This is a genomic window from Shewanella sp. 492 (genome assembly GCF_059338445.1).
Map to the genome: position 1 here is coordinate 1,200,472 of NZ_CM181702.1, position 12,964 is coordinate 1,213,435.

12 protein-coding genes are annotated in these 12,964 nt (G+C 40.6%); 5 read left to right on the plus strand and 7 right to left on the minus strand.

Going from position 1 to position 12,964, the window contains the following annotated elements:
- Nucleotides 1–14 precede the first annotated feature (14 nt).
- The gene (locus tag AC5YBX_RS05310; RefSeq protein WP_494524489.1) at nucleotides 15–278 is read right to left on the minus strand and encodes a hypothetical protein; all 264 of its coding nucleotides are present in this window, start codon (nucleotides 276–278) and stop codon (nucleotides 15–17) included.
- Complete coding sequence (locus AC5YBX_RS05315; RefSeq protein WP_494524490.1) at nucleotides 278–1,573, minus strand: motility associated factor glycosyltransferase family protein; 1,296 nt, start codon at nucleotides 1,571–1,573, stop codon at nucleotides 278–280. The genes AC5YBX_RS05310 and AC5YBX_RS05315 overlap by 1 nt, the downstream gene beginning before the upstream one ends.
- Nucleotides 1,574–2,254: 681 nt before the next feature.
- On the opposite strand from AC5YBX_RS05315, the gene AC5YBX_RS05320 reads away from it, so the two are divergent.
- The gene (locus AC5YBX_RS05320; RefSeq protein ID WP_494524491.1) at nucleotides 2,255–3,562 is read left to right on the plus strand and encodes a tyrosine-type recombinase/integrase; all 1,308 of its coding nucleotides are present in this window, start codon (nucleotides 2,255–2,257) and stop codon (nucleotides 3,560–3,562) included.
- Nucleotides 3,563–3,566: 4 nt separating this feature from the next.
- On the opposite strand, the gene AC5YBX_RS05325 is transcribed toward AC5YBX_RS05320, so the two are convergent.
- Complete coding sequence (locus tag AC5YBX_RS05325) at nucleotides 3,567–3,905, minus strand: hypothetical protein (RefSeq protein ID WP_494524492.1); 339 nt, start codon at nucleotides 3,903–3,905, stop codon at nucleotides 3,567–3,569.
- Nucleotides 3,906–4,052: 147 nt separating this feature from the next.
- On the opposite strand from AC5YBX_RS05325, the gene AC5YBX_RS05330 reads away from it, so the two are divergent.
- The 4 genes from AC5YBX_RS05330 (at nucleotide 4,053) to AC5YBX_RS05345 (ending at nucleotide 10,118) form a co-directional block, all read left to right on the plus strand.
- Complete coding sequence (locus AC5YBX_RS05330) at nucleotides 4,053–4,349, plus strand: tyrosine-type recombinase/integrase (RefSeq protein WP_494524493.1); 297 nt, start codon at nucleotides 4,053–4,055, stop codon at nucleotides 4,347–4,349.
- Between the two features lie 270 nt (nucleotides 4,350–4,619).
- On the plus strand, nucleotides 4,620–5,495 hold the full coding sequence (locus AC5YBX_RS05335; RefSeq protein ID WP_494524494.1) for an HNH endonuclease: 876 nt from the start codon (nucleotides 4,620–4,622) through the stop codon (nucleotides 5,493–5,495).
- 66 nt (nucleotides 5,496–5,561) lie between these two features.
- The gene (locus AC5YBX_RS05340) at nucleotides 5,562–6,443 is read left to right on the plus strand and encodes a nuclease-related domain-containing protein (RefSeq protein ID WP_494524495.1); all 882 of its coding nucleotides are present in this window, start codon (nucleotides 5,562–5,564) and stop codon (nucleotides 6,441–6,443) included.
- 60 nt (nucleotides 6,444–6,503) lie between these two features.
- Nucleotides 6,504–10,118 carry a YobI family P-loop NTPase gene (locus AC5YBX_RS05345; RefSeq protein ID WP_494524496.1) on the plus strand — a complete coding sequence of 1,205 codons (3,615 nt, stop codon included), beginning with the start codon at nucleotides 6,504–6,506 and terminating at the stop codon, nucleotides 10,116–10,118.
- A 16-nt stretch (nucleotides 10,119–10,134) separates the two neighbouring features.
- Here AC5YBX_RS05345 and AC5YBX_RS05350 read toward each other — a convergent pair whose 3' ends face one another.
- Genes AC5YBX_RS05350 through AC5YBX_RS05365 form a run of 4 tightly spaced genes read right to left on the minus strand, consistent with a single transcriptional unit; the run spans nucleotide 10,135 to nucleotide 12,952 of the window.
- The gene (locus AC5YBX_RS05350; protein ID WP_494524497.1) at nucleotides 10,135–12,114 is read right to left on the minus strand and encodes a replication endonuclease; all 1,980 of its coding nucleotides are present in this window, start codon (nucleotides 12,112–12,114) and stop codon (nucleotides 10,135–10,137) included.
- Complete coding sequence (locus AC5YBX_RS05355; protein ID WP_494524498.1) at nucleotides 12,107–12,415, minus strand: hypothetical protein; 309 nt, start codon at nucleotides 12,413–12,415, stop codon at nucleotides 12,107–12,109. The genes AC5YBX_RS05350 and AC5YBX_RS05355 overlap by 8 nt, the downstream gene beginning before the upstream one ends.
- Entirely contained in the window at nucleotides 12,415–12,780 is a 366-nt protein-coding gene (locus AC5YBX_RS05360; protein ID WP_494524499.1) for a hypothetical protein, read from the minus strand. The genes AC5YBX_RS05355 and AC5YBX_RS05360 overlap by 1 nt, the downstream gene beginning before the upstream one ends.
- A complete protein-coding gene (locus AC5YBX_RS05365; RefSeq protein ID WP_494524500.1) occupies nucleotides 12,764–12,952 on the minus strand; it encodes a helix-turn-helix domain-containing protein in 189 nt (62 codons plus the stop codon). Before AC5YBX_RS05365 ends, AC5YBX_RS05360 begins: the two co-directional genes overlap by 17 nt.
- Between the last annotated feature and the right edge of the window lie 12 nt (nucleotides 12,953–12,964).

Genomic DNA, 12,964 nt, shown 5'->3' on the forward strand with positions numbered 1-12,964 from the left:
ATCGCCATCATGTGTTACTGCGCGGCTTGCAGCAGTAAGGGCAAGTCATATTCGAGGCTGTCAGCCAAAGCAAGCCAGTCGTGGCGTTCCTGTGCCGCCAGCATCTCACGAAATAACTCGACGACCGTCGTGGCATTTTGTAACTCAGGCAACAGGGGTTTAAGCAGGTCGATGCACTGAGCAAAGTCATGAGAGCCATCGGCTTCATGGCCTAAGCGAAACTTATGCGCAGCCGAAGTCAGTATTTGGATAAGGGCGTCAGTTGCAGTACTTTTCATCACTTACACTCCTGATATTGAGCGCCATCAATGGCGGCACCATCTAAACTCGCATTATAAAAAGTCACCTCAGGTTTAGTGAGAATATAGTGTTCAAGGGCAAGCAAATAGCCGCGAAAATTCAGATCGGTTGCTACTTTTTCGCCATGTCCATTCATCACCCAATGTTGCTTGGCATTGGCGATAGAAGGGCCTAATTTACCGTCTTGCCAGAAAGCGTGGGTCTTATTATGCGGATAACTAAAATCGCAACCAAATAAGGTTATCGATGGGCTGTTTAAATGTACTGCTAAATCGATGGCCGGATGGATGACGCTACCATTGGCAAATAGGCGCAGTTTAGGGCATTGCTGGTGGAACTCATCATAGATTTTACTGTGCGAGTAGGCTGCAAAACGTTGCCCTGGCCACCACTGTAACACTGCTTGCTGTGACTTGGGGAAGTAGACCAGTTTCACGCTATCAGGCACGTTATCGGGTAAAAAGTCACGCGTGACATTTTGATCTATGCTCACGACGATATCGGGAACAATCTGTTCATTGAGTAAGGCTTTTAATGCGGTGTCGACGCTAATCATCAATGGCCGAGTCGCTTCTGGTAATGCTCGTTGCGCCCTAAGGTAAGCGTAATGCTGCTCGAGCGTGGGGCCTGTGGCGATGACTAAGGTCTGAGTTGGCTGATATTGCAAGCGTAACGTTGCAGCATCGCTATCTTGTTGCATGGTCGCAAGATTATCCCGCATGCGCAGCTGAAGCTCTGCGTCATCATTGCCATGGCTTCTGTTGGCAAAATCAAGGTTATTGTTAAATACCAATAAGTCACGCAACCTAGCATTGTCATCGCTGCTCAATAAGAGTTCGGGCGTGACGGTAATGTAGTGGGGCGGTAGTCGGTGTTGTTGAAGCTGGTGCATAAGCGTTAGGCGCGGATCGCTCAACCATTCGCGCTGATCGGTATAAGTCAGTAATAAGGCAAACAGGCTGACATTGAGCAGGCCAATACGAATGCTTTTTATATTGGGGTGCTGCACTAGGACGGCGGGGACATCTCCCATGCCGACACCATAAACCGTGAGGTCATTGCAGTTTGCTGGCAGTTGTTTAATCAACAGCTGCGCTTCGGCGATACGGTTATGCCGACTGCTCAATTGAATACCATTGACACTGATGGTTTGTTCATTGCCATTAACGAGACAAGCATCGAAGTGTTCAATGTTTGCCGCATGTAAGGCTGAAGCGAGCAGAGGCCAACGCTTATTAATGATCTCGAGGTTAGCAGTAAACAGCTCAGTCATTGACGCTATCCTTTATAGGGTTGAGGTAAATAGGAATAATGGAGATAAGTTGATGTTTATTGCGCAGCGTTGACGACAAAGCTGACTTTGGCTGCCAGCATTATTTATCATGCGACTATTACGCTACTTTCACGCCGTAATACGCAGTTACTTTCATGGGGCTAAAGTACCTTAAAAACGCCTCAAAATCCATGATAAAGCGGATAGCGAGTCAGTCAAAAATCACATTAAATGCGCTTGGCACCCTAACCACAAGTGTGAGGATTTAAACTTAGACATTGGGCTTAAAAATGATCATGGCCGCAAGGATTGGTATAGCACTAATTAAATAAGATTAAATCGATTAAATCGAAGGCTAAGCCGTGAGTGTTAACCTATTCACCTAGCTACGCAGGGGCACTAAACCATTGTTAACCTAGAGGGATGTATTAGGATGTTGGCGGTTAGTGATGGTTACTTTACCTATGCATAAGATAACCATTTTAGTGGCTATCTTATGGTCTCCCCACAGGAGAGCTTTAGCGAGATTAACGAAAATTGATGATTTTTAATCATTCTTTATTATTCAGTATCTTAAGTTGCATTTTGGTGTTTTTGACATTAACGAAAATTACTGTAAATTGGTTAAAATTAATCCCTATGGCGGCACAGGGGCGGCACCAGATTTACAGGTAAGTCATTATGAACACTGAAATACCTTTCACAAAACGTAGTTTAGAACAGCTAAAAATACCCCAAAAACGCTATAGAATCCACGATATTGGCCTTAGAGACTCAATTAAAGGGTTGTTTTTAGATGTTTTGCCGTCTGGAAAAACCATTTTTCGCTTTCGCCGCAAGCGCTTAGGTCGAGACGTCACAATTACTATAGGGCACTTCCCAACAATTACAATAGAAAACGCCCGCAAGCTCGCCGCAAAACACGCATCTGAATTGGCCGACGGTCAGAACCCCAATGAGGTAAAACGTCAGCAGAAGCTCGATGCTGAGCTTGAACGTGCGCTTTCAATGTCGGTGCAACAATTGTTTGACGTTTTTGAAGTGGAATTTGAGTTAAAGATAAAATCGGGCGAGCGGCGTCAAAAATCCTTACAAGATATTCGCGCCACATGGCGAACCCATCTGCAAGCACGAATCGGCCATTTGCCTATCGATAAGATCACTGAGCAAGAAGCCAGCAATCTGTTAAAACTGATATTAACTAAACGCTCGGTGTCAGTGCGCAATAAGTGTTTAACCTTGCTTAAGTCGATGTTCGCCGAACAGCAAACTAATCCCTTTAGCAAAATCAAAAAACTGGCCGACACCAAACGTGAGCGCATTTTGAGTCAATTGGAAGTTAAAAACTTGCTTGAGGCGCTCAATAGTGAAGAAGCCATTTATCGTGATGTGGTCATGACTCTATTGCTGACAGGTCAACGTAAAAGCTGCGTGTTCAGTATGGAGTGGAAGGAGATCGATCATCAGCGTGGTATCTGGCTTATCCCCACCACTAAGATGAAAGTGAAAAAGCCCCATGCGGTGCCATTAACCAAAGAAGTGATGGAAATTCTTGAGCGCCGAAGTAGTGAGGCCAAAAGGGGAGAGAAATATGTCTTCCCCGCAAACAAAAGTCTGTCAGGTCACATTACCGAAAAGTCGGGTAAGGGCAGCTTTTGGTGGCGCATCACCGAACGGGCTGGCTTACGGAGTGAGAAAAAAGGCGAGAGCGTCACCATTCATGACTTGCGGCGAACCATTGCCAGTTGGAGCGTGATGCGCGGCGGTAACATTCAAACCACCAGTAAGCTACTTGGTCACAGTGATATCAGTATTACCGCCAGCACCTACGCCCACTTAGATATTGAGCAGGTGAGGGCTGAGCTTGGTATCACGACAGCTCAGTTGTTAGGGACTGATTTAAAAGAATCGAAGGTGGATAGGTTAGTGAAAGAGATAAAACAGCTCTCTGAGGAGGATAGAAGAGAGCTGTTTATGTTAATTAGTTGAAATATTAGCCTGCAACAGTCAAGCCTTGCTTCTTAAACTCTAATGCTCTTTCTACTGAGAAGCCTTTGTTTATCCACTTTGAGGCTTCGCGAGGTGAAAAACCAGCTCTATGCCAGGTTATAATATGCTTTGGAGAGTTGATTCCTGCTTGAATCCAACCACTTGCATCCGAAGGTGTGAAGCCATTTTGTCTTAGTGATTTCGCGTCATAGGCTTGTACGCCAATTCCTCTCCAAGCGTTTGCTTCTTCGTATGGTACACCAGCCCATGGACTAGGGCCTGATGCACATCCTGTTAGGGTTAAAATGCCCGCGACTAGTGCACCTAAAATGACTTTTTTCATTTAATATCCTTATAAAGTTGAATAACTAGAGTTTAATTTATTGATAAGTATGTTAAATATTTTAAAGGCAACACATTCATTCAGCAAGGGGATAACGAGATATTTGTTTAGATATTTATCTGGCTTATCCCCACTACTAAGATGAAAGTGAAAAAGCCTCATGCAGTACCATTAACCAAAGAAGTCATGGAAATTCTTGAGCGCCGAAGTAGCGAGGCCAAACGTGGAGAGAAATATGTTTTTCCTGCAAGCAAAAGTCTGTCAGGTCACATCACTGAAAAGTCGGGCAAGGGCAGCTTTTGGTGGCGCATCACCGAACGGGCTGGCTTGCGGAGTGAGAAAAAAGGCGAGAGTGTCACCATTCATGATCTGCGCCGAACCATTGCCAGTTGGAGCGTGATGCGTGGCGGTAGCTCTTCATTTCGAGAGTCAAACCACCAGTAAGCTGCTAGGTCATAGCCATCTTTCGTTAGACAGAGATCTAAACAATAGCCAGAATCACAGCCAGCACCTATGCTCATTTAGATGTTGAGCAAGTAAGGGCGGAGCTTGGGATCACCACGGCGCAGTTACTTGGGACTGATGTTCAAGAGTCGAAAGTGGATAGTTTGGTGAAGGAGATACAACAGCTCTCTGAGGTGGAGAGGAGAGAGTTATTAGGTAGGTTTAACTAAAATATAGATTTTAAAGTCAGTTTGAAAATAAGGAAATATTATGAGTAGAAAAGGAAGTGAAAAATGTATAAAGCTTAATGTACTTCACAAAGGGGGGGAGTGGCGTACTAAATCTAGATTTGAGAATATTAAATATGCAGAAGAAGATGAAACGCGGGGCGTCAAAGCACTATTTTCTAATGGGAATGATTACCTACAGAGTAAGGGGTACTCTGATCCTTTATTTGCTATTGTTTGGGATATTCGACGAGATAGTAATGCTCATGTTTATTACAAACGATTTGTAAATGATACGATTGAAAAGAGGACGATCTCAAAAATTAAAGCCGAAGAGTTTGAGAAAAATGGCCCAGACGTAAAACTTTTATGTGATCTTTTTGATTTGGAAGTTAGCAATTTTGACCTCCGTACCAAAACAGCAGGCTCTGAAGCTAATGCTCTCTTTCAAGATATTTGTGAGTTGATAGAGCTAGGAGATTCTGAGCGTGAGCAAATGATAAAGGCAAGGATTGGTCAGGGGAAGTTTAGGCAAAATGTCATCAGAGTTTGGGGAAGTGAAACTTGCGCGCTAACTCTGACTCCTGTTAAGGATATGCTGATCGCTTCGCATATAAAAGCGTGGCGCAATTGTGAAAGCACAACAGAGCGATTAGATGGTGCAAATGGCATATTATTGTGTGCTCATATTGATAAGTTATTTGATAAACATCGAATCACCTTTAGAAAAGTTGGACGTGAATTCAGATTGAAATTGGCCGATGACCTAGACAGATCACTAATGGCTCAATTAGGTGTCAATGAAGGGGATGCACTCGCTATTGATAGAATGCATAAAGCAAACTTTGAGAAGTTTGAAGATTTTCTATCTCATCACGAAAAGATTTTTTGTCAGCTAAATGATATAACTATGCTCTAGACCAAATTTATAGGATAACAATTGCGTTAAATTGTTGTCTTATTTGTCGTTTATTCAAGGATGAGTATGAGTGAGTTAACCGCGAACCTTTTATCTATAGTGATTTTGCTCTCAGGGATGGGCGCGGTGTTGTTGGTATCGTTTGTGATGCTTAAGCATCGTGATAGAACCGTCAAGCTGCCAATTGATAGAGAACAGCTCACTCGAATTCCTGCACTCGGCCTACAGAATAAAATTCAAGATCTTCAATTTGATATACTATCAGCCTTGCTCATGGCTGTGATGGTTGTCTGCTTTCCTTTTGCGTATCTTGGTGTCAAAGCACATCTAACCACAGGTACATTTCCTTGGTTGTTTACCCTGTTTATAGTTATTGGCCTTATTTACACGGGTTACAAAACGTGGAAATCCTTTTCTCAACTATTTAAATTCAGGCTAGGCCATACTGCAGAACTAGCAACTGCCAGTGAGCTTATCGGTTTACAAGCTTTGGGCTATCAAGTCTTTCATGATGTACAAGCTGATGGGTTTAATATCGATCACTTAGTCATCGGTCAAAATGGTGTTTTTGCCATTGAAACAAAAGGGCGGCATAAGCGAACCAAAGATAAGAAGAATGGCGGCAAAGATTACCAACTTTTCTTTAAAGATAATCGCTTAGTCTTTCCGTCTTGGGCAGAGACTAAACCGTTAGAGCAAGCAACAAGACAAGCTAAGTGGATAGGAGAGTGGTTAACCAAATCAGTCGGTCAACCTATCTCACCTTTACCTGTTCTTGTTTTCCCTGGTTGGTTTGTTACCTGCCAATCAAAGCCCATGTTCCCAATCATGAATCACAAGCAGCTTGTGAAGACGATACCAACGCTTCGAGCGCAAGCATTTAACCAAGAACAAGTTAATGCCATCGTGTACCAAGTGGCGCAGAGATGTTTGAGTGGCGAAAATTAATTAATGATTTAGCCTGTTTCCCATCATTGGGAGAGAGGATTTTTTAAGGTTAGAAAGATTATGATTAGTGAAACTATAAACGAGTTAGAGTTGAAATATAGTATGACCAATGATCTTGCTGTGGAGGATGCTTTTCATGAAGCTGTAGAGTTTGTAGATCTAGCTCCGATCGACAGTGCTGATAAAGATGGTACTTACTCGAAGGCCTTAAAATTTGCATTAGATAATCCTAAAGTTAAAAACGTTGCTATAACTGGTCCATATGGTTCAGGAAAAAGCAGCGTGATAAATACATTTGAGAAAAATAATAAGCTTGAATATAAGTTTCTCAATATTTCCTTAGCATCATTCAAAGACGATATAACTGCAAAACCTGCTAAAGGAACTGGTAGCGAAGGAGGGGGAACTGATCCTAATTTCGTAGAAACTAAGGTTATTGAAGAGAGCATTTTACAACAGTTACTATATGGTGCTGATGCTGAAAAGCTACTTTACTCGAGATTCAAGAGAATAAATACACCCACAAAAGCCAATATAAAATCGGCTACGATAGTAGTTTATATGATGTTGCTGGCGTTCCTTTTTAATGATCGGTATATGTTGTTAAAGTTTGATTTTAACAACATTGGCTGGTGGTTATATGCAATTTTTTTTGCAGTTTCTATTGGTATCAGTTTTGTGGTTGTAAAAACTATCTATCATATTTTTTTTGGTCTCTCCCTTAGGCGAGTATCATTAACTACAGGTGAAATTGAGGCTGAAAATATTTCAGATGGTTCCATACTTAATAAATATATAGATGAAATAATATACTTTTTCCAACAAACAGATTATGACGTGGTTGTTTTTGAAGATCTAGATAGGTTCGGCGATCCTGAGATTTTTGTAAAGCTTAGAGAGATTAATTTTTTAGTTAACAATAATTCTAAAGTTAATAGGACTGTAAAGTTTTTATATGCTCTTAAAGATGATATGTTTAAAAATAAAAATAGAGCGAAGTTTTTTGATTTTATAATCCCTGTTGTTCCAGTTATTAATAGCTCTAACTCTTTGGATAAAATATTAGAACGAGTTAAATGTAAAGAGCTAAATCATCTGGTTAATATGGACTTTCTTCGAGATGTGTCATTTTTTTTAGATGATATGAGACTCATCCATAATATTTTTAATGAGTTTAATATTTATTATAGTAAGATCGGTAGCAAGCAAATGAATGTTACAAGTCTGCTTGCTGTTTTAATTTATAAAAATGTTTACCCTAATGATTTTGAGTTGTTACATCAGGGTAGTGGTATGCTGTTCTCAATCATTGCCAAAAAGGAAAAATTGTTAAGTAAACTAAAACAAGAGTTGGATGATGATATAATCAATCTTGAGGGCCAATTGTCAGAAATTGATAAAGAAGAATCATCCAGCATAAATGAGCTGAATCTAGTTTACTTAGCTAATATTTTCTCACAAATTGGTCATGACGCGAATGCTATAAGGCTAGATAATAATTACTACTCGATGAAACAATTGCTAAATCCTGATTTGTTTAAAAAGCTTGTGCAAAGCAAAAGTAGAATTGAGTACAGGTATGGTAATGGATACGGTGGTTCTATTAATGAAACATTTAGAGATTTGGAGAAGGTAATTAACCCAACTCATTCGTACTTTGAAAGAGTTGAAATTAGGAAACGAAAATCTTCAGATTTTCGCTCTAAAGCTAAGCTGGAAATACACGCCATTAAAAAGAAGATTAATGATATTTCAACGTTTAAACTTATGGATTTGATGAAGGGGAATATAAGTGTAATCGATGAAATTGTTGGTGACAGTTGCGAGAGAAGACTTTTTTCGTATTTAATATTAAATGGATATCTTGATGAAAGTTACTATTTATATACGTCAAATTTCCATGAAGGAAGAATGACTAAGAACGATAGAGAGTTTATAATCACTATTCGTAACTTTCAAAAGCCAGATTTTAACCAGCTCATTGATAATATAGATGAAGTGATTAAAAATATGCGGGAGGAAGATTTTAGTCAGATATATTTTCAAAACATACATATCTTTAATGAAATCATTTTAAATGAAACATATAGTGCTTTATATGAAAGAGCTATTTCATGGATACACGAAAATCAAAGTGACTCAGAGCCTTTCGTTTTAAATTATCTCGCTACTGGTAAGTATGTCTACAAATTTTTAAGGAGTTTGTATCTAAGATTTCCAGATTATTTAATTTTCGTTACTGAGTCATCAAATGCAACTTCTCATATCCTGAGTGCTATTCAAGAACTTGAGTTGGATTTTATAATAAAAACGCTAAATAATGAATTGCTTAGAGATTTTTTTAGGAGAAATTTAGAAGATGTCTGGGTTTATAGCAATATTGAATGTTCAAAATTTTCGCTTCTTAAGGAGTTGCTAGTTAATGTTGATGATTTAGATGTAATAAAAGATAGAACTGAACTTGCTGATTATATCTATCGAAATGACCTGTATGAAATCAATGTTAACAACTTGCTGGTTTTATCTGCAGGCTTGGATGCTTCAAACTTCGATGAAGATGCCTTTAGGTATTCTAACTTTTCCTACATAAGAAATTTAGATGATAAGTTAAAATGTCATATTGTTAATAACTTAACTTTATATTTTTCTAAAGTGTTGTTAACTATCACTACTAACACAAAGGAGAGTGAAAGTTCAATTCACTACTTGTTGTCGAGTAAATCTGTTAGTGAAGAATTGAAACTGAAATTTCTTAAAATGCAAGAATGTGTTATGTCGGATATTAATCAGGTACCAGAGTTATTTTGGGAACAGCAAGCTTCAAGTTTTAAAATTTTAGGTACGTGGCCGAATTTTTCGAAAGTATTGAATTCAGACTCTGTACTTGATTCGAGCAAGGTTGGTTTGTTAGAAAGTAAACCGTTTAGACAAGAATTGGTTTCAAATAAATTATCCGGATTAAATTTAGACGAAAGGAGGGAGATCTCATCTTTTCTGGATCAACAAAGCGAGCTTACTATCGAAGCATACTCTGAAGTTAAACGTTGCTTAAACTTAGTTTATAAAAAAATGGTAGACGTTAGCCTTGAACGGCTATTATTTTTAGCGAAAGAGAGAATTCTAACGCTTAATCCTGACACTTTTTCAGATGCTGAGTCTGAAGAGTTACAATATGTTCTATTGAAATCAAATATTTCTATATACTTAGATGATAGAAATAAGTATGACGTTGAACAGGAAATAATTCAAAAACTGTTAGAGTCAGATTTAGATATTCGTGATAAAAGAATGCTACTGAATGATGTAAGCTCTCAATATCTTGAGGATAAATCAGGTTTTGCTACCATAGTGCTTGAAGTTGCATCATCCGATGATGCTTCACTCGGACTACTTGATAAAAACTTGCTAAAAATAGCAATTTCAAAGTCAAAACATACTCAACTGAAAGTAGAAGTGCTGTGCAGTACTTTCGGAGACTGGACAATGGATGAAGTTATGTCATTTCTATCCCTGTTTGGACACCCATATAACTCTATCCCCATAAAAGGGCGCTGTCCTAAGCTTGAACATACTAGATACAATGAAGTTCTTTCTGATTTACTCAAGGAAAATAGATATATATCTAGTATCTCTACCAATAAGGGAAAGATTACAATTTACACATTTAAGAAGTAATAGGATGTTAGTACACTTATTGACAGAACTCCAAGTTAACAGCATCAAGCTTTTCTAAAGCTAGAGGCACCAAAGATAGTGACCATTCGTGATGGCGTGTAATGATCTCCACCCCTAAGCAGACAATGCCTTTTAGCTGAGTCATAAGCTCATCGCCATAACGATTGGTCTTGTACTCTTTATGTGCGCTTTCTAGCTCTATACATGCGTTTTCTCGCTTTGGTTCATATGTGTTTTCAGGCTGGTTACTTGCCTTTATTGCGGTATTAATTTCGGCAATGCCTACAACTGGCGCGAGTTTACTGGTGTTCTCAGTTTCCGAAACTTCTGGATTATTGCCGCAATTCCCCGAAGGTGATTCAGGAACCGTTTCAAGAAATGCGGCATTATTTTCGGCATCGATTGCGGAAACGGTGAAGTCTGCGTGCTGGATACTTTCGGGAATACTATGTTGAGCAACCCTAGATTCGTTCTGGGGATTGCTGGAATTTCTATGGTAGGTTTGCTGCTTGATTTGTTGAACTTTGCTGTTTACCGCTTGTACTTTTTTATCATTCTTTTTTTGAACATAAAGCGGCCTGATTAATTGCTCAGTGCGTTTACAGAAAACGCCGCCCATAAGGTCGGTATATTTGTTCCAGTTGGACTCATCTGCGGCTTGCCTGATCTCTTCAACCCACTGCATTGATTCATCTTTGATTGGTGCTAATCTTCTAAGCTCTCGCCATTGGGTAACACCAACGCCGCCAATTTGCTGAAACTGACGTATACCCCAGCAAGAAGCCCATACTTTGATGCGTACCGCTGAGGTTATCGCTTCTTTTCCGTATGAGTCGTGATCTATGCCTTCACCGTCAATGTTCTTTGAAACGTACTTAACCACATAGCCCGTTGCCGAGCCTTTTTCGGGATCAATGTATTCAACCTTAAAACGGCGCTCTTTAGCGCCGCGTTCGTCTCCGTCTTCCTCTAGGCAATATTGCTCGAAGGTGTCGACTAAGGCTTGTTGCTGCTCCGTTGGAATAAACAGTAATAGATGCCAATGAGGCGTGCCGTCATGATGCGGCTCTGCAATGCGGAAACCAAACGGAGTGATCTTGTCTCGATTAAGGGATGCGCGTATACGCTGAAAGGTACGATTTAAGTATTCTTGCGCGTCAAGTGGTGTCGCGCCGTTCCAGTTAGGGTTTTCATCACCTGATTTAGAATAGCTTCTATGGTACTTAGACGGTGTTGTCATGGTAAGAAAGAGAGCGGAATAGCCCATCTGTTTGGCATAGTCTTCAAAGCCACGGATGCGAACCATTAACTCTGCTTTGCGTATGGCTGGGTTGGAGACGTTGAGCTTTGAGAGTTCAGCAAGGCTCATGCTGTAATCGAGTTCATTGGTGGCGATGGTGTTTTTTAATAACTCTTGGTTGTTTTGCCATTGAGTTTTAAAGTTATCGACCGTGATATTACTGGCGTAAATTCCCCGATGTTTGTTCACTTGGTTTAACAGGCGAGAGATGGTTTCAATCTGCCTGTTATGTTGCCGCCGTAGTTTTGGCTTCCACCACGACTCATCGTTAGCGCGTTTGAGTACGCCAACGACTTGAGCCAGTTCCGTTTGGTTTAATGTGTCAGCCTTAAGGTTGTTAATGACTGACTCAGAAAGCTTAGGCGGGGTGATTTGATAACCCGTTATGTAATGGATAATGCGGTTATAAGTGTTGAGTAAACTGCCGTTACTAGCGGCTGCAATTTTAATGCAGCAACGAGCATGATATTGAGCCTGGCGTTTATGATCTCTGTCTTCGACATTAACGCTGTAAAAATGGCTGTCCTTGCCTAACACCTTAGCAATGGCCTTGGTGGTTTGCAGCACGTAGAGGTTCGCTTCTCGTCTTGACGGTTGTTTTTTGTAGCCTTGCATTATGGCGGCTTTATGCAGCGAGGGTAGGCCGTAGAGCCGCCCTTTAAGCCAATGCTTATCATGTTCATGTACGTTAGGCATTGTGGCGCCCCTTGCTCAGCGCTTTATCACCGCTTTGCTCTGCATGAGTTGTCAGCCAATTAAGCCCACGTTGGTTAAGGCTGCAACGTAACCAACGCATTCCCGTTATGTAATGGACACTCTCAAAGATAAAGCCCTGAGACTTTAATTTAAAAAGGGTGCGCTTTTGAAAGTGCCCGTGATAGCTTTCAAAGCCCGTCATCTTGCAAAGGTCAGGGCAGATCTCGATACAGACATCGATGTTATTGCCCTGAGCTAACCATTGGATGAACTCAACTTGCTCGTTAGTGAAGGCGGCCATTAATTGCCTCCTTCAGTATTAGCGGTTGTTTCATGTTCAGGTGCTGGCAGTTTTGATGGTTTCTTTGCTGTTAGCTGCGGTGTTGACAGCCCGTTATGTAACGAAGCCTTGGTTACAGGTTTACTTTCATCCGATCCGTTAACGAGTTCATGTTTCGTTAACGGGGACATAGATGAATCAAGTGCGTCGTTTTCGACTTGTGTACCCGTTAACGGGTACAAGGGCGATAATTGCTCTGTGGTACCCGTTAACGGGCTGGATCCGATTGAGGCTTTGAGCATTGTGGTAGATGCATCAAGCATTCCACACATATGAGATAAAAAACAAATGATGACGATAGCGCCGAATTTAAGCAGTGTGTTCATAAACCCTCCCGTTGATGAAGTTTTCAACATCGCTTTGGCGGTACATCACACGACGACCAACTTTTATAAAGCTAAGAGGGTAGCGACCAGTGCAGCGCCATACAGAAAGGGTACCTTCGGTTACGCCGAGATAGTCGGCAACCATAGAAGGGGTTAAAAGTGAATTTGTCATGATAGCTCCTGA